At 62.5% G+C, this 19,255-nt stretch carries 19 protein-coding genes; 1 reads left to right on the top strand and 18 read right to left on the bottom strand.

What is annotated here, in order from left to right:
* Positions 1 to 41: 41 nt before the first annotated feature.
* The 15 genes from A9K66_RS30300 to uxaC all read right to left on the bottom strand — a co-directional run bounded on the left by A9K66_RS30300 (position 42) and on the right by uxaC (position 14,223).
* Positions 42 to 923 (bottom strand): hypothetical protein, encoded by an 882-nt coding sequence (locus A9K66_RS30300; RefSeq protein ID WP_156751076.1) that lies wholly within the window; start codon positions 921 to 923, stop codon positions 42 to 44.
* Between the two features lie 40 nt (positions 924 to 963).
* On the bottom strand, positions 964 to 1,104 hold the full coding sequence (locus tag A9K66_RS30295) for a hypothetical protein (RefSeq protein WP_156751075.1): 141 nt from the start codon (positions 1,102 to 1,104) through the stop codon (positions 964 to 966).
* Positions 1,105 to 1,236: 132 nt separating this feature from the next.
* Complete coding sequence (locus A9K66_RS15570) at positions 1,237 to 2,034, bottom strand: recombinase family protein (RefSeq protein WP_082953900.1); 798 nt, start codon at positions 2,032 to 2,034, stop codon at positions 1,237 to 1,239.
* 129 nt (positions 2,035 to 2,163) lie between these two features.
* Positions 2,164 to 2,604, bottom strand: coding sequence for a terminase small subunit (locus A9K66_RS15565; protein ID WP_156751074.1), 441 nt, complete (start codon positions 2,602 to 2,604; stop codon positions 2,164 to 2,166).
* 61 nt (positions 2,605 to 2,665) lie between these two features.
* On the bottom strand, positions 2,666 to 3,475 hold the full coding sequence (locus tag A9K66_RS15560) for a helix-turn-helix domain-containing protein (RefSeq protein ID WP_067324989.1): 810 nt from the start codon (positions 3,473 to 3,475) through the stop codon (positions 2,666 to 2,668).
* A gap of 140 nt (positions 3,476 to 3,615) precedes the next feature.
* Positions 3,616 to 3,807 (bottom strand): helix-turn-helix domain-containing protein, encoded by a 192-nt coding sequence (locus tag A9K66_RS15555; RefSeq protein WP_067324987.1) that lies wholly within the window; start codon positions 3,805 to 3,807, stop codon positions 3,616 to 3,618.
* Between the two features lie 163 nt (positions 3,808 to 3,970).
* Positions 3,971 to 5,218 carry a site-specific integrase gene (locus tag A9K66_RS15550; RefSeq protein ID WP_067324985.1) on the bottom strand — a complete coding sequence of 416 codons (1,248 nt, stop codon included), beginning with the start codon at positions 5,216 to 5,218 and terminating at the stop codon, positions 3,971 to 3,973.
* Between the two features lie 259 nt (positions 5,219 to 5,477).
* On the bottom strand, positions 5,478 to 6,011 hold the full coding sequence (locus A9K66_RS15545; protein WP_197507478.1) for a sulfotransferase: 534 nt from the start codon (positions 6,009 to 6,011) through the stop codon (positions 5,478 to 5,480).
* Positions 6,012 to 6,581: 570 nt separating this feature from the next.
* The gene (gene recQ, locus A9K66_RS15540) at positions 6,582 to 8,447 is read right to left on the bottom strand and encodes a DNA helicase RecQ (protein WP_067324981.1); all 1,866 of its coding nucleotides are present in this window, start codon (positions 8,445 to 8,447) and stop codon (positions 6,582 to 6,584) included.
* A gap of 219 nt (positions 8,448 to 8,666) precedes the next feature.
* Positions 8,667 to 9,626, bottom strand: coding sequence for a hypothetical protein (locus tag A9K66_RS15535; protein ID WP_067324979.1), 960 nt, complete (start codon positions 9,624 to 9,626; stop codon positions 8,667 to 8,669).
* A complete protein-coding gene (locus A9K66_RS15530; protein WP_067324977.1) occupies positions 9,623 to 10,369 on the bottom strand; it encodes a sulfotransferase in 747 nt (248 codons plus the stop codon). Before A9K66_RS15530 ends, A9K66_RS15535 begins: the two co-directional genes overlap by 4 nt.
* Before the next feature lie 234 nt (positions 10,370 to 10,603).
* Entirely contained in the window at positions 10,604 to 10,933 is a 330-nt protein-coding gene (locus tag A9K66_RS15525) for a cupin domain-containing protein (protein WP_067324975.1), read from the bottom strand.
* A 32-nt stretch (positions 10,934 to 10,965) separates the two neighbouring features.
* Entirely contained in the window at positions 10,966 to 11,733 is a 768-nt protein-coding gene (kduD, locus tag A9K66_RS15520; protein WP_067324973.1) for a 2-dehydro-3-deoxy-D-gluconate 5-dehydrogenase KduD, read from the bottom strand.
* Positions 11,734 to 11,847: 114 nt separating this feature from the next.
* Positions 11,848 to 12,609: a FadR/GntR family transcriptional regulator gene (locus A9K66_RS15515; protein WP_082953895.1), complete on the bottom strand. Its 762-nt coding sequence runs from the start codon at positions 12,607 to 12,609 to the stop codon at positions 11,848 to 11,850.
* Positions 12,610 to 12,819: 210 nt separating this feature from the next.
* A complete protein-coding gene (gene uxaC, locus A9K66_RS15510) occupies positions 12,820 to 14,223 on the bottom strand; it encodes a glucuronate isomerase (RefSeq protein ID WP_067324969.1) in 1,404 nt (467 codons plus the stop codon).
* A gap of 181 nt (positions 14,224 to 14,404) precedes the next feature.
* Here uxaC and A9K66_RS15505 point away from each other — a divergent pair, with 181 nt between their 5' ends.
* Positions 14,405 to 15,946: a mannitol dehydrogenase family protein gene (locus A9K66_RS15505; protein WP_067324967.1), complete on the top strand. Its 1,542-nt coding sequence runs from the start codon at positions 14,405 to 14,407 to the stop codon at positions 15,944 to 15,946.
* Between the two features lie 259 nt (positions 15,947 to 16,205).
* Here A9K66_RS15505 and A9K66_RS15500 read toward each other — a convergent pair whose 3' ends face one another.
* The 3 genes from A9K66_RS15500 to A9K66_RS15490 all read right to left on the bottom strand — a co-directional run bounded on the left by A9K66_RS15500 (position 16,206) and on the right by A9K66_RS15490 (position 19,251).
* Entirely contained in the window at positions 16,206 to 16,613 is a 408-nt protein-coding gene (locus tag A9K66_RS15500) for a F0F1 ATP synthase subunit epsilon (protein WP_067001534.1), read from the bottom strand.
* A gap of 97 nt (positions 16,614 to 16,710) precedes the next feature.
* The gene (gene atpD / locus A9K66_RS15495; RefSeq protein WP_067002177.1) at positions 16,711 to 18,291 is read right to left on the bottom strand and encodes a F0F1 ATP synthase subunit beta; all 1,581 of its coding nucleotides are present in this window, start codon (positions 18,289 to 18,291) and stop codon (positions 16,711 to 16,713) included.
* 75 nt (positions 18,292 to 18,366) lie between these two features.
* Complete coding sequence (locus A9K66_RS15490) at positions 18,367 to 19,251, bottom strand: F0F1 ATP synthase subunit gamma (RefSeq protein WP_067001531.1); 885 nt, start codon at positions 19,249 to 19,251, stop codon at positions 18,367 to 18,369.
* Between the last annotated feature and the right edge of the window lie 4 nt (positions 19,252 to 19,255).

Genomic DNA, 19,255 nt, shown 5'->3' with positions numbered 1-19,255 from the left:
TCTGTACAAGCTGTTGGTTCCAACCCCCGGGGCGACCACCATTAGGGCAAGTCTTTGTTATTCCCCGGAACCAACAGCTTGTACAGATGGCCGACTCCACCCTCTCCAAACTTCTCCAACTGCAGTCCAAACGACCTGCTGAAATGGGCAAGTTCGATTGGATCGCTCGGCCTCGCACTGGGTCTTCCAAGGGAGGGAACACCGTGAAAACTCCCATCTGATTTAACAAAGCTGAAACCACGGAGGGCCCGAAACAGAAAATATGCTGACTCGCATGCCCAGACGCGCTGAGCTAAAAAGCCTTTTTCTTGCTGCTCGTCCGTAGGCTGTGATGCAATGAAGCCCCGGTGATATTCGAACTGTTCAGCGATGTTTGAGTGGGCCCCGATCCCAAGATCGTAGAGCACCACGAACACAGCTTCTGAACCGAATTGGAAAAATAACGTTCCTGATTGCATGTTGTGAATGAAGTCAAAACCTGGGGTTGGCGTCAAAGCCTTCATTCGAAGCACTGTTCCAAAGGGCTCAGGCGATATCACGCCTCCCTTTGACCATACCGAATAGAGTTGTCGGAATAGCCAAACTTCTTGGCCAAAGTCTTTGACTGTCCAGAAAGTTGGAGAGCTTGGCGCCGTTACGTCAACCTTGAGCGAAGAATTTCGATAGATAAAACCGACGTGAATTTTGAAAGCCCATAGATAAAAATCTTGCAATGACGCATTGCCATCAGCAATCCTCTGCTCTATTTTACCAAATTCTGAGTTGTGCTCAGAGGCTACTGGAATTTTTGCAAACCTGTAGCGGATAGTTGTTCCGTTAGGTATGACGTATGTCTGGTTCGCGAGATTGAAGCGCCTCTGCATCCATCGGGGGATTATATGCTCAGAATTGGAAGTTTCTTCTCCGCTAAACATGCAATCCATTTAAGTTTCATCCATTGATTGTCGAAAGTTCAGATATTAATTAGCGAATCTTGCGTCCCGTCAGGTAAGGAAATCTTGCCTCGTCGAGCGCCTCGAGCTTCGCGATCAGGTGCGACGTGTAGCCGTCCGCGTCCATAGCTGCGAAGCTCTCGGCTTGTGCGTGGATGGTTATTCCGACCATATCAGCATCATCCTCTGGTGCCGCGTGACTGCCAGGCCGAGGACGTCGGCCACGGTTATCGCATCCTTGCTGAACGCCTCCAGGCAATTTCCGTCTCGCTGAAAATGTAATCTCCGCCACAGTTTTCCCTCGCTACCATCGCGAGCCGAGCGGGGTTCGCATTGCGGGCACGTCGGGCGCATGGGCAGGCATTGACAATGTTTCGGGACGAACTTGACGTCCAGCCGTAAGCCTGTCGCTTTTGGAGGCAAGCATCCTTAAGACAGCCGTCGGCGTGTACCGCGTTCCCGCACTCGACACGAAACCTTCGTATTCCAGGGCTTCCGCGATTTCAGCCAGGGTCCGCCGCTTGCCATTGACCGAGTAACGATGCAGCTTTTTTGCGAGCGCGATCATTTTCGGTCCGCCGTCAATTTCTGCATAGTTTTTGCGGCCGCCAACCTTCCTCCCGGTCGCCATCCGCTTGCGCTCGCGGGCCCCTCGCAGCTTCTCCACGAGCATCGCCTTCTCAAATTCGGCAACTGCGCCCAGCACTTGCCTGATCAAGTTTGCCGTCGGCGTGTCGGCCACGAAGCTCTCAGGGCTGTCGACGGCAATCAAATCGATGCCGCGCGCCTTGAGCATCTCGTATCCCGTCTCCTGAACGATGAGGTCTCGTGCGAATCGTGAAGCTGTCTCAACTAAGATGGCACGCACACCGTTCGAGAGCAGGCGCTCCAACATCGCCGAGAAGCCAGGTCGGGCGGTGACCGCGTCTGCGCCGCTGACGGCCGCATCATGGTATGTTTCGACAATTTCCAGGCCAGCAGATCGGGCGTATAGCTCGACTGCCTCGCGTTGCCGCATCTCGCTATCCTTGTCAGAACCGACATTGGCCGCTGACGAGGTACGAAGATAGGCCACTACCTTCCTTAAAGCCTTGCTGTTCATGACTTTGAGCCACGCTTCGATATCATTTGCTTCAGCATTTGATAATTTTCGGCCCAGAAATCAAGGTGGGATTTGGAACATTGGTCACGCGGTGGTGCGCTCCGGAGCGAGAGCAGGCCTATTGCAGGCCTATTGCAGCCCTCCTGGCGCGAACCTGGCCTGCCACTCGTCCAAACTCATCTGGTTGATCTCGCCCGGCTCTCGGAGGGGCTTGCGCAGCGTCGTTGCAACTTCGGCTTTGTCAACGATCAGACCGAGGAGCTTGGCCTTACCCATCACGGCCGCTACGCCTGCGGCTGGGTTTTTGCATGCCATTGCGAGCTTTCGCATGTCTTCGAGTTCGGCAACCAGATCGTCGACCGTGATCTCCAAACGCTTTGCAGCTGCATTTCGGAGTTCGGCAATGCGCGCTGCCACCTTAGGCAACCTGACCATCTTGGAGGCCTCCACCTCAGCCGCATTGCCACGCGCAGCGTAGCCGGCCTCAACGTAGGCGCGAGATTGGGGCAGCCCTTCGAGAAGACCCCGACAGAAACGCTCCTGCCTGATATTCAATTTGGTTTGCGACATTGTGGTATGATCATACCAGATGGCCGGGCTGGCGCTAGGCATTGCGAAATAGCTGTTACGCCTATTGATCCTTCCGTCGCCTTTGCACTTCCAAACGCACCAAAGCGACGCCAGAGCCCGGGTTAGCGTCCTCTGCGGCAACCGCTGCATCGTGAAGGCTCTGGTCGAGGTACTCGGCAGCCGCCGCATAGAACTCCGTGCCGCCTTGCATGAGCCCGGCTTCCAAACGTTTAGCTGCTTGGTTGCGACGACGCTGATCGGCGGAGATGATAGGCTGCTGAAGGCGGGCCGGAATTTGATCCGAACCCAGCTTAGCAATCTCGGCCCCCGCAGCCGCAATCGCGGCGGACACCGGCATCTCGGTTTGCGGCCTGCCAAGAGGCGAGCGGTCGGCGGCGCGGCCGTCCATCATCGAGAGTGCCGCCGACCGCTCGCCTCTTGGGCGCACCGCTTCTATTGATTTTTGAGCCGGCTCTTTAGGTTCATTTTTTATCTCTTTTGTTGGGGTCCGGGGAGCGGACCCTTTGTCGTCTGCCCGGCGGACCTTTTTGGTCCCGCTGGTGGATATCTCACGTTCAGAAAGGGTCCGTGTGGCGGACCCTTTCTCCAACGTCAGGTCGTATTCATTTGCCAGACCGCGTCCGACTTTCTTCGGTCGTACAACACGGACGAAACCGTGATCTTCAAGCCATTGCAGTTTTTCGAATACTGTTGACCGGGCATAGCCGGTCTCGGCCGCGATAAGCTCGACCGAAGGGAAGCAGCGTCCAGTCTGATCATTCATGTGCCACGCCAGATTGACGAGGACATTTTTTGCCACGGCCGGCATTTTTGGCAGCTCATAGACTTTCTGCACAAGGAGCACACTCATCGCATGGCCACCGCATTGGCCCGAGCAGACAGTTGGCCACGCACGAGGAGCACTCCAGCATGTTGGCAAAGCAAGCCGGCGTTGGACGAACGATTTTGCGGTTCCTCGACCATGTCGTTGACGCAGGCTGCGCTCTCAGCCTACGCGACTTTGCGGACTGGCAGGCTGTCGAGAAACGCCTGGGCATCGTCAGCGCGGATCAGCACGCGGCGGCCAGACTTGCACGCCTTGAGGCGGCCTTGCTTTATGTGTGCGAAAACCTGCGTTCTCGCGATGCCCGTCGCCTTGACGAACTCGGGGATGGTGTAGCTAAGCTTGTCGGCTTGCAGCATGACGGAACTCCAACGCTTTGAGTGGAACCGTCCAAGACATTAGCCAAGCTTTCCCGGATGTCGACAACCCCGTAGATGGTGAGGGCCCCGATTTGAACTGTATTGAACTCGGTTGAACTGAAATGAACTTAGATCAGACCTAGTTGTCCACAGGAGAATAGTCCTACGCAGTCGCGGATCGAGGGTTAAATGCGACAACATTGCTGGCATTACCGTCAAGGTAACTCACCCAATCCTCCATAAGCCGCCGCCGTTTCTCCAACGCATCGGTACGTCGATAGGCGCGCTCGGCACCATCGCCGACAACGTGCGCGAGCGCGGCTTCGATGATCTCGCGCTGGTGATGCGTTTCGTCGGCCGCCCAGTCTTTGAATGCCGAACGGAAACCGTGAACCGTGAATTGCGGAAGCTTCATGCGTTCTTGCAACAGCGCATCCATCGCGTTCGATGACAACGGCTCTGCGATTTTCTGGCCCGGAAACACAAAGCCATCATCGGACAGCCTGACGGCGTGAAGTTCACGCAGGATTTCAACCGCGCGCGTCGACAAAGGCACCCGATGCTCGCGACCAGCCTTCATGCGAGCAGCGGACACAGTCCATACGGCCTTGTCGAGATCGATTTCCGGCCAGCGTGCGCCGTACACCTCACCGGAGCGGGCGGCAGTCAGGATCGTAAATTCCAGCGCTCGCGCGCTGATGGCTGGACGGTTCCGCAGGGATACCATGAAGGTAGGTACGTCAGGATAGGGCATCGCCGCATGCCGTCCGCGCTGCAGCTTCTGCCGTTTGGGCAACATTGTGGACAAATGTCCGCGCCACAGCGCCGGGTTCTCACCATGGAACCACCCTCGGGCCTTGGCGAATGCTAGCACATTTTCGATACGGCCACGCAGCCGCGATGCCGTTTCCGCCTTCTCGGTCCAGATCGGACTTAGCACCGAAAGCACGTCTTTCGTTGTGACCTGGTCGACCGGCTTGCCGATCAGGCCAAGGCAATAGCCCTCCCTCGTGAGCTTGCCATCTTCGTCGTGCCGCCGCGACAGAGTATAGTACCACTGGTCGCGGTGCTTGGCGTTCCTCCATGCCTTCTCCATAGAGGCCAGCAACATATCAGCGACCTCTCCGAAGGTCGGCACTGCTTCCGTTTTGCTTTCTACGAGGGGGTTGCCGCCAGTTGCGACAATTCGGCGATAATCGGTCGCCTTGTCGCGCGCAGCGGCCAAGGAAACCGCTGGATAGCCCCCCAGGCCCATCGCGGTTCGCTTGCCGCCGGCCTTCCACATAAAAAGCCATGCCCGTGTTCCTGACGGCTTGATCTCCAGATACAGCCCACCGCCATCCGAATGACGGCCCGGCTTGCGTTCTGTCTTAACCTTCCGGTCGGAGAGTTTGTTGAGATTGCGCGCCATGTCGCCTGCACCGTTAGCTGCACCTTTGAGCCCGGATTATACCGAACTCCTCCAGCTTGTACAGAACGACAAACGCCAGAACTATTTGTTTTTACATTGATTTCTAGGACTGTATGGAACGCACTGGAGGCATAGTTTGACGGACTCCCTCTCCGCCATCCTGCTTCGAGCTGCGCGCTTTCGCAGGACAAGCCTCAAATCCCTTAAGAGCGAGCGAGATAGCCTCCGAAGCCTTGGCGAAGGAGCGCGACAGTCGCCCTCAGCGATATCCGAAATAGGTCATCAGCTCCTGGGCCTCACCTGCCTCGAAACGCGAGGCGAATTCCGCAGGCAGCTTCGATCGCCAGCCGCCCCTGTAGTCGGTGATCGGTTGGTTGACCTGCGCCGAACGGCGAGCCGAATGCGCCGTGCGAACTCTTCTTGCCCTTCCCCAGACGACCGGATGCCGGTGATAGTCCAGGATGGCAGCATCGAAGGCCACATCCATGAAGCGGCATAGCCGTTCGATGGAGAGCGCAGGCGACTCGATAAAGTCCTCGTAGCGCCACAACATGGCCCCGCCCCTCTCGATGCAGAGCATCGAGGCCCTGCTGTCGGCGACCCACCTTTGGAAAGCTCTGTCGAAATCGCCCTCGTAGCGCTGCCCGAGCGATGCCACGACATCACGGCCATCGCGCGTCACCACAATGAAACGGGCGTCCGGGATCGTCTCGCGTATCTGACGGGTGTAATGAATATGCCCGGGGGTTTTCTCGACCCAGACGCTCCGGCGCGAAATCGCCGCCTCAAGCAAAAGCAAGCTTAGCTTGGTCCATCTGGCGCCTTTGTCCGAGACGAAAGCGCTTGTCTCCCGCGGAACACTGAAGACATCCGGATGCGCTGCCAATATCCGGGCGAGCAAGGTCGACCCGGTATGACCGCAACCACAGATGAATATTGAGGCCCTCGGCTTTGGAATAAGCCGTACCACACCCTTGTTCACAATTCTTGTTCCCCCGGAAAGACTTTATTCGAGCTGTTTGCCTCGAAGATTGCAACAGGAATGTTTCCACAGGAACGGCGCGGAACCACCGATCGGCGCCGTTCACATTTCAACGGCTCACCTTCGGCGATGCGCAACGAGCGCCCGCAGGGCCGCGGCACCATCGCCCGAAAATGACCGGCCGAGCATGAGCGCCAGCGTGCACGCTGGTGCGCGAGGCCGGCTTGCAGCCCTTGGACGCTGTAAACACCATGGTCGGGGCCATCCAGGGCGCAACTTGAGAGCGGGCGTTGCGCGTCGGCTGCGGGCAATCATCGTTTGAATGCGTGATCCGGTTTGTAGGTTGGGCCGGACGAGCGTGATGCGCCGGCCGATTTTGCCTCAACCTGATCCGCCGGATTGATGCTCCGCAATCGCGCTCAAGAAGACCTCGCCGAATTCCTTGAGCTTGGCTTCGCCGACACCGTTCACCTCGGCGAAGGCAGCGAGGTCGCGCGGGCAGCGCTCGGCCATGGCGATCAGCGTGCGATCGGAGAAAACGACATAGGCCGGGACTTGGCGTTCCTTCGCCAGGCGCAGCCTCAGCGCCTTGAGCGTGGCGAGCAGCGCGGCGTCCAGGTCTTCGGCGTCCGCCGCTGCCTGGGCCGAACGCGCCTTGTCGCGCAGGGAACGGTGCCGCGTCTCGACGCGATACTCGAAGGCGATCTCGCCGCGCCCGAGCGCGCGGCCGCTCTCGGAAATGGCAAGGCCGCCATAGCCGTCCGGGTCCGGCACCAGGTACCCGCCCGCCACAAGCTGGCGGATCAGCGACAGCCACGCGGGTCGCTTGTGCGCCGCGCCGGTGCCGAAGCTGGCAAGCCTTTGATGACCTCGGGCCAGCACTTTCTCGGTCTCGTGGCCGAGCAGGATGTCGACGATGTGCGAGGCCCCGAACCGCTCGCCGGTTTGCGCGACGGCCGAAAGGATGATGCGCGCCTCGATGCTTCCGTCCGCGCGCGGCGCCTGGCTGAGGCAGTTGTCACAATTGCCGCAAGGCGAGGCGCCTTCGCCGAAATAGCCAAGCAGGACCTGGCGCCGGCATTGCGCCGTCTCACAATAGCCGATCAGCGTGTCCAGCCGGCCATGCGAGCGCCGCCTGTGCTCCGGCGAGGCATCCTCGTCGTCGATGAACAGGCGCCGCGTGCGGATGTCGCCGAGGCCGTAGAGCATATGCGCCTCGGCCGGCCGCCCGTCGCGGCCGGCACGGCCGATCTCCTGGTAATAGGCCTCGAGGCTCGCCGGCAGGTCGGTGTGGAAGACATAGGCGACGTCCGGCTTGTCGATGCCCATGCCGAAGGCGATGGTCGCCACGATGACCACGCCGGACAGCGTCATGAAAGCGTTTTGGTTCGCGTCCCGCGCCTCCTTGCTCATGCCGGCATGGTAAGCGAGCGCGGTGACGCCGTTCTTTTCGAGGAAGGCCGCCATCTCCTCTGTCTTCCTGCGCGACAGGCAATAAACGATGCCGCTCTGTCCCGCATGGCGTTCGACGAAACGCAGCAGCTGGCGCTTGCTGTCCTGCTTCGGCTCGATGGCAAGCTTGATGTTCGGCCGGTCGAAGCCCAGCACCAGCGTGTCGACACGCTCGGCAAACAGCCGCGCCGAAATGTCGGTGCGCGTCGTTTCGTCCGCGGTCGCGGTCAGCGCGATCATCGGCACTTTCGGAAAGAGGTCCCGCAGCCGCGCAAGGTCCTCATATTCGCGCCGAAAGGCTGGCCCCCATTGCGAGATGCAATGCGCCTCGTCGACGGCGATCAGCCGGATGTCGAGCCTGGCCAACGCGTCGAGCATCCGCTCGGTCATCAGCCGCTCCGGCGCCAGATAGAGCAGACGCGTCTGGCCCGAGGCGACGCGGCGCCACGCCGCGACATTGGCATCGCGATCGAGCGAGGAGTTGATCGTATCGGCGGCGACGCCGGCGAGCCGCAGCGCCGCGACCTGGTCCTGCATCAGCGCCACCAGCGGCGAGACGACGATGGTGAGCCCGCCAAGGACCAGCGCCGGAACCTGGTAGCAGAGCGACTTGCCGGCGCCGGTCGGCATGACCGCCAGCACGTGGCGGCCGCACAGCAGCGCCTCTATCACCTCGGCCTGACCGGGTCGAAAATCGTCGAAGCCGAACACGTCCTTCAGCACGCGCCGCTTCGGATCGCGCCCCTCCGCCGCAATGCCCGCCACCGATGCCCGCCCCGCCATCGCGTTTTGCATTTGAGAGTGATTCCCGGTTTCGGCTGAGGTCACGTTCTTAAGGCGCGGATCGCCCGAACGCCATCGCAACCCGTTCTGTCCGCCGTTTTTGCCTGCCGGCGCCGCCGTCTCTGCCGGAGGTGTCGGCTCCTCCCTGCGCCGCAACCCGGCGATACCGAGATGGCAGGGCAAGGCGGTCGGCAGTGTCCACTGAGCCGAGGTTAGCAAAGGCAGGGCGCGTTAGACTCCAAGCCGGCTCCATAGATCCGCAATCAATTTTCGCAGCCCGGCAGCCCGGGGTTCCCCCGGTCGGATTTCGGCCAGCGCGATGCCGCTCTCGCCCGCAATGGCATAGAGCAGCCAGGTCCGGCCATCCTCCTCGAAAATGGCCGGATCGCGCAGCCCGTTCTCCTTGCTTCTTGCCACGCCCGCCTTGCTGCGGCGAACCGGCAGGCCGGCGCCCTCGTAGTCGGTGCCGGGTCTCAGCAATTCGGTCCTGCCGCGCACGACCCAGCGCCGCCAGTCCTTGGAAAGGTCGATGCTGCCGTAAATCACGCGCTCCGGCGCGTCGCCCTTGCGCGTATAATAGACAATCAGCGAATCCCCGTTCTTCTGCACCGCCACATGCCGCGGCCGAACCCGGCTCGAGCCCGGCAGCACGACCGGCCCTTCCTCGAAACCGGAAAGACCATCGATAGATCGGCGAAGCCTGATACTGCCGGTGCCGAAAAGCCCATACCACCAGCCGTCATGCCGAAAGATCCGCGCATAGAACGGCCCTAGCGCCTGGGGACTGGGGTTGAAGCAAAGGCCGTCGACCGATGTCGCCGCAAAGGTCGTCTGCTCGCGGCCATGTCGCTCGGGGCCGTGAAAATACATGACGATGCGTCGGGTCTGCTCGTCGACATGCACGTCGGGAGAGGCGATGTGATCCCTCAGAAAAGGACATTCGCCAAGCGAAAGCACGCCGCCCGGGTGAACGCTCCAAGGACCCTGCAGCGTATCTGAATAGGCTAGGCGGATGTAGGTGCCGTTGTGATGCGCGAAATAGAGGTGATACGTTGCGAGCCGGCCGGTCGCCCACGCCGGCATCCTCACCAGCGATGGGCCGTTTATGCTGGCTCCCTCATCGCCCGGCAGCATATCGGGCGTAATCAACGGTCCTCGCCGTTCGGCTGAAAGGCCGAGCATCGACGTCATGCGTTTGCCCACTCCGGCATGTCATAGCCGAACTCGTCACAGAACCCTCTCAGCCGGGCGAGGAAGGCGGCGGGCAGGGCTTTGAGATAGGCAAGGTATTCCTCGTTCCGTTCCCACTTCTTGAGCGATGTTGCCCGTATCGGGTTGCCGGCATCCTCGCTGAAGCGGATACGCGGCCTGAGGTCGAATGCTCGCGCGATCCTCTCCTGGACCTCGTCCGGCCGAGCGATCATGTCCTCGTAACGGACATAGACGATCGCGCGCTCCGGCTGCGCCTTTCTCAGCCGCAGCAAGGCCTCGTACTCGGCCAGCCAGCGTTCGGAGGTGACATGGAACCGGCGCTCCGCCCTGCTTTCCGGATGCGAGCTGGTGAGCACGTCGAAAGGATGGCGAACGCAATAGATCAGGCCAATGGCGGCGGGCAATTTCGCCAGATGCATATGACCCCGATCCGTGCGCTTGACGACAAGGTTGGATTCGGAGCGGTCCAACATATCCAGCTGGGTGTATTTCGCTTCGGCTCGATGGACGAAGGTGTCCTCGAAACACCCCATCAGGCGCTGGGTCAGCGTCGTGCCGCTGCGCGCGCAACCGGCAATGAATATCTTCTTGTAAGGCGCCGAGCGTCCAGCAAACCAAAGCCGCCACAGCCGCTTCACATCCAGCGCCAAGCGCCGAACCTCTCTGATCGGCCGCCTGATGGCCTTGCGCAAAAAGGCTTCTGATTTTCGTGCGACGTCCATTTCCGACTTCCGCTCCCGCCGGCTTAGTTCATCCGTTGCCAAAGCTGCGGCGCGCCGTCTCTTTGGCCGATATGCCGGCAGAGTGCCAGTCCTCTTCGTTAAACCTATCTTCACCATGTTGCGGCACCGTTGTCGTCCTGCGGCAATGTTTGAGTACCGCGGCGGCGCCACCTGCGCCCAGGCAACAAACCCGCGCCTCACGGCGCGGGTTTTTCTTTGGCAACAGGAATATCGCTATAGGAAGTCGGCCCGATAAGGCGCAAAACTGTCGACCAGCCGCCCCGCTTCCAGCGCCCTGACGCCGTGCACCAGGTTGGACGGCACGATGAAGCTGCTTCCCGCTGCCAGGATCTCTGACTTGTCGTCGATGGTGACTTCGAAGCGGCCTTCGGCGACATAGCTTGCCTGGACGTGCGGATGCGAATGCAGCGCGCCGAGGCCGCCCTTTTTGAAGGCGAATTCGACCATCATCAGTTCGGCCGTGTGCACCAGCACGCGCCGTCTGTTGCCGTCGGGCGTCGGCTCCCAGGCTTTTTCGCCGGCATGTGAAAAGAGAGGCGTCATCGCTTAGCTTCCGTTCGAAATTGGCAGAATGGTCACCGCGCCAGCCAGCCGCCGTCCACCGGCATCACCGCGCCATGCATGTAGTCCGACGCGGGCGCGAGCAGGAAAACGGCAGCATCGCCGATGTCGTCCGGCCGGCCCCAGCGCCCCGCGGGAATGCGCCCGAGGATGGCGGCGCTGCGGTCGGGGTCGGCGCGCAAGGCTTCGGTGTTGTTGGTTTCGATATAGCCCGGCGCGATGCCGTTGACGTTTATGCCTTTCGCCGCCCATTCGCAGGCGAGCAGCCTCGTGAGGCCAAGCACGCCATGTTTCGAAGCGGTGTAGGAGGCGACGCGGATGCCGCCCTGGAAGCTCAGCACCGAGCCGATGTTGACAATCTTGCCGCGCCGCCCAGGCTCGGCCAGCACGCGTCTGGCAAAACTCTGGCAAAGCCGGAAGACCGTCTTCAAATTGATGTCCATCACCTCGTCCCAGTCGGCCTCGGTCAGGTCGACCGCGTCGGCGCGTCGTATGATGCCGGCATTGTTGACCAAGCCGTCAAGCGGTCCCTTCTCATCCCATATCAGGTCGAGCATTGCGGCAGCCGCGGCAGGATCGCCGAGATCGGCAGCCACGGTTTCGAATTGGCCACCAATGGCCGCGACCTTCTCCGCAGTTTCATCCATCGCCGAGCGGCCGATGCCGATGACGGCGCCGCCGGCGCGCGCGGCCGACACGGCAATGCCTTGGCCGATGCCGGTGTTGGCGCCGGTGACGAGGATGCGTTTTCCTGCAAGGCTGAAGGCGAAAAGATCGCTCACTTGAGCTGGTCCATCGCCACCTGGTCGACGTCGATATGGTCGACATTGTCGCCGGCCATGGCCCAGATGAAAGCGCCGGTGTGTGTCTGGTCCATCTCTACCTTGCTCGAATGATTATCCGGTCGACGCAGCCGCCACGGACTTTGCGTAATAGGCCTGCCGCGCCTGCAGGCGCTCGCGGTAGCGCTGCTGGCTGGAGGTGAGATGTGCCCGCATCGCCTCGCGCGCGGCGTTGGCGTCGCCCGCCGAAATCGCGTTGAGGATCACCAGATGCTCGCGCTGCAGGCCGCGCTGGTACTCGTCGGACTGGACGAGCTCGGCCGACCAGGGCGAGGTGACGTCGCAGGGGATGGCGCGGCGGCCGAGCACGTCGAGCATCTCGACATAGAACGGGTTATTGGTGGCGCTGGCGATTGCCCTATGGAAGGCGAGATCCGCCGGACCGGTCGGCTGGCTGGCGAGCAGAAGCCGCTCGAACTCGAAGAAAGCCTCCTGGATCGCCGCCTCTTGCGCCGCGTTGCGGCGGATGGCGGCAAGGCCGGCCGATTCGATCTCGATCGCCAGCCGCACCTCGAGCACGTTGAGCGCGATCGAATCCTTGGCGCCCATATCGGCGGCTAAAACGCCGAGCGTGGTGGAGATGTGTTCGGTTACGAAGACGCCGGCGCCCTGCCGCGCCTCGACGAGACCGTCGGCGGCAAGCTTTGCCAGCGCCTCGCGAATGACGGTGCGGCTGACGCCAAAGGTTTCCGTGAGCTGCCCTTCGGTCGGCAGCTTGTGCCCGGGCGGGATCTCGCCCGCCAACAGCTGCTTGCGGATCGCCGCGACCACCGTTTCCGACAGCTTCGGCTTCCGTTCGACCCTGAGATCCGTCATGGGCCCGGCCACCGTCGCACTCCTCTATCTGAACGCCCTATTTGAGGACGCCTACTTGAAGACACTTGGCAACCACAGCGAGATCGCGGGAATATACGTCACCAGCGCCAGAACCACGATACCCGCGCCTTAGAACGGCCAGTTCGAGCGTATCGCTTCCCAGACCGTGATCTTGCCGAACTTCATGCCCTTCAAATCCTGGCGCCCGGCTCAGAGCCGGTACGCCTTCTTGGCAAGCGTGTAGGCAAGCTCGCGCGCCAGCTCATGCGCTTCCTCCTCGCGCAGCCGATGTTCGGCGACGAGCCGCGCCAGGAAGGCGCAGTCGACACGCCGCGCGACGTCGTGGCGCGCCGGGATCGATGGAAAGGCGCGCGTGTCGTCGTTGAAGCCGACCGTATTGTAGAAGCCCGCCGTCTCGGTGGTCATTTCGCGGAAGCGGCGCATGCCTTCCGGGCTGTCGTGGAACCACCAGGCCGGCCCAAGCTTCAGCGCCGGATAGACGCCGGCGAGCGGCGCCAGCTCGCGCGCATAGCTCGTCTCGTCGAGCGTGAACAGGATGATCGTCAGGTCACGCTCCAGCCCGACGCAGTCGAGCAGCGGCTTCAGCGCCGTCACATAGTCGGTCCGGGTCGGGATATCGAAGCCCTTGTCGCGGCCGAATTTCTGGAAAACAGCCGGCGAATGATTGCGCCACGACCCGGGATGGATCTGCATTACCAGCCCGTCGTCGCGGCTCATCTTGGCCATCTCGGTCAGCATCTGGGCGCGGAACAGTTTTCGCTCGCGCTCGTCTTCCGAGCCGCGGCGGATGCTGTCGAACAGTTCCTGCGCCGCCGTGTCGGAAAGATTGGCGGTGTCGGCGGTCGGATGGCCGTGATCGGACGAGGTGGCGCCGAATTCGTTGAAATAGGCGCGGCGTTTTCGGTGCGCCTCGAGATAGCCGGCCCATGTGCCGGTGTCGCATCCGGTGATTTCGCCCAGGCGATCGAGATTGGCTAGAAACCCTTCGAAATCGGGATCGACCACGGCGTCCGGCCGGTAGGCGGTAACGACGCGGCCCTGCCAACCGCTGTCACGGATCATCCGATGCCATTTGAGATCGTCGAGCGCCCCTTCGGTGGTGGCGATCACCTCGATGTTGAAGCGCTCGAACAGCGCCCGCGGCCGATAGTCGGCGCGCTGAAGAAGCGCGGCGATCGTGTCGTAGCACCGATCAGCGGTGCTGGCGTTGAGCGGTTCGTCGATGCCGAACAGGTGCTCGAACACATGGTCGAGCCAGAGCCGGGTCGGCGTGCCGCGGAAGAGATAGTAATGCTCGGCAAAGCGCCGCCAGATCGTTCTGCCGTCGGTCTCGACCGGCGCTCCGTCGAGCGTCGGCACGCCGAGCTTTTCCAGCGGCACGCCCTGGCTGAACAGCATGCGGAAAATGTAGTGGTCCGGGACGATCAGGAGCTGCGCGGGGTCGGGAAAGGGCTCGTTGAGCGCATACCAGCGCGGGTCCGTGTGGCCATGCGGGCTGACGATCGGCAGGTCCTTGACCCCTGCATGAAGGGCGCGAGCCAGCGTTCGCGTTTCCGGCGCGAACAACAGGTCCGGATCAGTCAATGCAGCCACTTCGCTCCTCCCAGGCTGCCCCATTGGTGGATTAGCAAACAACATTGTCAACATACAAAAACCAGCCAGTTGTATGATGACTTTTGCATAAGGCCCGGCCATTGTACCGGGCAGCGGCGGGTGCTACGCCGCTGCCGCCATTCCTGCCAGGCTCGACGCGCCAATCGGAGACTTCAAACCAATGAACAGCCGTCTGTCGAACGCCTCGATCGCGCAGCTGCCGGGCGCAATCGCCGTACCCCGCTACGATCGCGGCGCCGTGACGCCCGGCATCGTCCATCTCGGCGTCGGCGCCTTCCATCGCGCTCATCAGGCGGCCTATGTCGACGCCGTCCTGGCGGATGGCGATACAGGTTGGGGCATCATTGGCGTCTCGCTGCGCAGTCCCGATACACGCGATGCGCTGTCGCCGCAGGACGGTCTCTACACGCTGGCGGTGAGGGAAAGCGCCGGCGAGCAGTTGCAGATCATCGGCTCGATCGTGTCGTTGCTGGTGGCGCCCGAAGATCCGGACGCCGTGCTTACCGCGCTCACCGATCCGCGCACCCGCATCGTCACGCTGACCATCACCGAAAAGGCCTATCTGAGGGCCGCCGACGGCAGCCTCGACGAAACTCATCCCGATATCGTCCACGATCTGGGAAACCCCGGATCGCCCAGGACGGCGCATGGTTTTCTGGCCGAGGCGCTTGCGCGCCGCCGCGCCGCCGGCACGCCGCCCTTCACGGTGCTGTGCTGCGACAACCTTCCGGCCAACGGCGCCACGCTGCACAAGCTGTTGCTCGAGTTTGCCAAGCTGCGCGACTTACGACTTGCTCGACAGGGCGATGCCGGGCTCGCTCGACAGGACGATACCGAACTCGCCCGCCATGTCGCCAACGAAGTGGCCTTCCCGTCTTCCATGGTCGACCGCATCGTGCCGGCGACCACCGACTCCGACCGCGCCCGCATCGCCGGCGAGCTTGGTCTCGAGGATGCCTGGCCGGTGATGACCGAGCCGTTCTGCCAATGGGTGATTGAGGATCGTTTCCCCACCGGGCGGCCGGCCTGGGAGAAATTCGGCGTCACCATGGTCGAGCATGTCGGTCCCTTCGAGGACATGAAGCTGAGACTGCTCAACGGCGCGCATTCCGGCATCGCCTATCTAGGGCTGCTCAGCGGCCACGCGACCGTCGACCGCGCCTTCGCCGACCCGTCGATCCGACGGTTTGTCGACGCATTGTGGGCCGAAGCCGTGCCGACGCTGCCCCAGGATGCAGGCCTTGATACCGCCGCCTACACCGCCGAGCTCGCCCAGCGCTTCTCCAACACCGCGCTTGCCCATCGCACGGCGCAGATCGCCAATGACGGCAGCCAGAAACTGCCGCAGCGCATCGTCGCGTCAGCCATCGAATGCCTCGAAGCCGGGACCGAGTTCGTACACCTGACGCTGGTGGTCGCCGCCTGGATCGCCGCATGCGCCGCGCGCGGTGGCAGCTTGCCGGAGGGCCATTTCACCGATCCACTCGATACCGCCCTCAGCGACATCTTCGCCCGGATTCTGCCGACGGCGGAGATGACGGAGGCCGTGTTCGACCTCGCCGGCTTTGCCAAAGCTCATCCGGAGCGACAGAAGTTGATCGAGTCTGTCGCCACTCATCTCGTCCATTTCAAGCAGGGCGGTCCGAACCTGGCTCTCGCGGCGATCGGCATCGGCAAAGAACCGCCCCAGCTGGCCGAGTAGCGCGTCTGTACCGACTACTCGCCCGACCGTTCACGACCTGCCGTGTGGCATAGTCGGCCCCCGTTCGAGTTTCAGAACAGGCGCACTGCCTTGCTGACGAGATTAGAGCGGCTCGCCGTTTGCATGAAACGGCACGACACCCTGACAAGCAGGGCGGACCGTCTCCCAAACGAGAAAACGAGAAAACGGGGCAAACAAAAAAGCGGGGCAAGCCCCGGGGCAAGCCCGCTCTCTTTCAGTCCATCGTAAGAGGCCGCCGTCAGGCCGGCAGCAGCGCGCCTTCCAACGTGGTGAGCTGGCTGAGAAACTGCTCGGCCTTGCTGCGGGCCTCGTCGTCCTTGGCGTCGGCGGCGTCTTCCCTGGCTTCCTGGATGCGGCGGGCGAGGTCAGCGCGGTCGATGTCGCCGACGGCGACCGCCGATTCGGCCAGCAGCGTGCAGCCGGAGGGCAGGATGTCGGCGAAGCCGCCGAACACGACGTAGCGCTCTTCCTTGCCCGCCGCGGTTTTCACCGTGACGACGCCGGGCTTGATCGTGGTCATGACCGGAGCGTGCTGCGCCATCACGGTCATCTCGCCTTCGGCGCCCGGGATGACGACGGACTCGACCTGCTCGGAAACGAGCAGCCGCTCCGGCGAGACCAATTCGAACTTGAAAGCTTCAGCCATGCCAATCTAGCGAGTAGGAATAGCGAGTAGCGAGTAGTGAAAAACTCGGCCGGCCCACTGATCCCTATTCGCTACTCCCTATTCGCTATTCGCTTCTTTACGCCGCTTCAGCCGCCAGGCGCTGCGCCTTCTCGACCGCTTCCTCAATGCCGCCGACCATGTAGAAGGCGGCTTCGGGCAGATGATCGTAATCGCCGGCGCAGAGGCCCTTGAAGCCCTTGATGGTGTCGGCAAGGTCGACCAGCTTGCCGGGCGAGCCCGTGAACACTTCGGCGACGAAGAACGGCTGCGACAGGAAGCGCTCGATCTTGCGGGCGCGGGCAACGGTCTGCTTGTCCTCTTCCGACAGCTCGTCCATGCCAAGGATGGCGATGATGTCCTGCAGCGACTTGTAGCGCTGCAGGATCGACTGCACCTGGCGGGCGACCTGGTAGTGCTCCTCGCCGACAACCATCGGGTCGAGCATACGCGAGGTCGAATCGAGCGGATCAACGGCCGGGTAGATGCCCTTTTCCGAGATCGCGCGGTTGAGCACGGTCGTGGCGTCGAGGTGGGCGAAGGAGGTGGCCGGCGCCGGGTCGGTCAAGTCGTCGGCCGGAACGTAGATGGCCTGCACCGAGGTGATCGAGCCCTTGGTCGTGGTCGTGATGCGCTCCTGCAGCGCGCCCATGTCGGTGGCGAGCGTCGGCTGATAGCCCACGGCCGAGGGGATGCGGCCGAGCAGCGCCGACACTTCCGAGCCCGCCTGGGTGAAGCGGAAGATGTTGTCGACGAAGAACAGCACGTCCTGGCCCTGGTCGCGGAAATACTCGGCGACGGTGAGGCCGGTCAGGCCGACGCGGGCGCGCGCGCCCGGCGGCTCGTTCATCTGGCCGTACACCAGCGCGGCCTTCGAGCCCTGGCCGCCGCCCTTCTTGTTGACGCCCGATTCGATGAACTCGTGATAGAGGTCGTTGCCTTCGCGGGTGCGCTCGCCGACGCCGGCGAACACCGAGAAGCCGCCGTGGGCCTTGGCGACGTTGTTGATCAGCTCCTGGATCAGCACGGTCTTGCCGACGCCGGCGCCGCCGAACAGGCCGATCTTGCCGCCGCGGGCATAAGGCGCCAGCAGGTCGAGAACCTTGATGCCGGTGACCAGGATCTGCGCTTCTGTCGACTGGTCGACATAGGCCGGAGCCGGCTGGTGGATGGCGCGCATTTCGACGGCGTCGACGGGGCCGGCCTCGTCGACCGGCTCGCCGATGACGTTGATGATGCGGCCGAGCATGCCCGGGCCGACCGGCACCGAAATCGGTCCGCCGGTGTCATAGACATCCTGGCCGCGCACGAGACCTTCGGTCGAGTCCATGGCGATGCAGCGCACGGTGTTCTCGCCGAGATGCTGGGCGACTTCGAGGACCAGGCGGTTGCCGACATTGTCGGTTTCCAGCGCATTCAGAATGGCCGGCAAATGATCTTCGAACTGGACGTCGACGACGGCGCCGATGACCTGGCGCACCTTGCCGGCGGCGCCGACCCGCTTCGCCGCAACGCTGGCCGCCTTCGCCGGAGCCGCTGCCTTGGCCGGAGCGGCCGCCTTCTTGGCCGGAGCGGCATTCGCGGCTGCTGCCGGAGCCTTTGCCGCCTTGGGGGCCGGTGCCGCCTTGGCGGCGGTCTTCGGGGTAGCTGCTTTCGCCATCGTCTTTGCCCTTTTCGTCTGTCTGTTGCTCACGCCTTCTGCCGCGAGGTCGATGGCCTCGGCGGCGGGGCGCGCCTAGAGCGCCTCGGCGCCCGAAATGATTTCGATGAGTTCCTTGGTGATCTGCGCCTGCCGCTGGCGATTGTAGGTAATCGACAGCCTGTTGATCATGTCGCCGGCGTTGCGCGTCGCATTGTCCATCGCGCTCATCTTGGCGCCCATCTCGCCGGCCGCGTTTTCCAGCAGCGCGCGGAAGATCTGCACCGCGATGTTGCGCGGGATGAGGTCGGAGAGGATCTCGCCCGGCTCCGGCTCGTATTCGTAGACGGCCGTGGCGCCGTTGCTCGTCTCGGCAGCGGCGGAAGCAGGGGCCGCCGGGATGATCTGCTGCGCCGTCGGAATCTGGCTGATCACCGACTTGAACTGCGAATAGAACAGCGTGCAGACGTCGAAGCCGCCCTGGTTGAACAGGTTGATCACCTTGCGCGCGATCGCATCGGCATTGACGAAGCCGAGCGTCTTGACCTCGCGCAGGTCGACGCGCTCGAGGATCAGCGAGCCGTACTCGCGGCGCAGGATGTCAAAACCCTTCTTGCCGACGCAGATGATCTTGACCTGCTTGCCGTCGGCGAGAAGCTTACGAATATGCTCGCGGGCCAGGCGCGCGATCTGGGAATTGAAGCCGCCGCACAGGCCGCGCTCGGCGGTGCAGACGATGAGCAGATGCACGTCGTCCCTGCCGGTGCCCGTCATCAGCGCCGGGGCATCGCCGCCGCCGCCAATCGCCTGGGTGATGTTGGCCAGCACCGCCCCCATCCGCTCGGAATAGGGACGCGCCGCTTCGGCCGCTTCCTGCGCGCGACGCAGCTTCGCCGCGGCGACCATCTGCATCGCCTTGGTGATCTTCTGCGTCGCCTTGACCGAGGCGATACGGTTACGAAGGTCTTTTAATGAAGGCATGCTT

The sequence above is a fragment of the Mesorhizobium sp. AA23 genome (genome assembly GCF_001672435.1).
Classification (GTDB): domain Bacteria; phylum Pseudomonadota; class Alphaproteobacteria; order Rhizobiales; family Rhizobiaceae; genus Mesorhizobium.
This window is presented reverse-complemented; position numbering and strand designations above follow the sequence as displayed.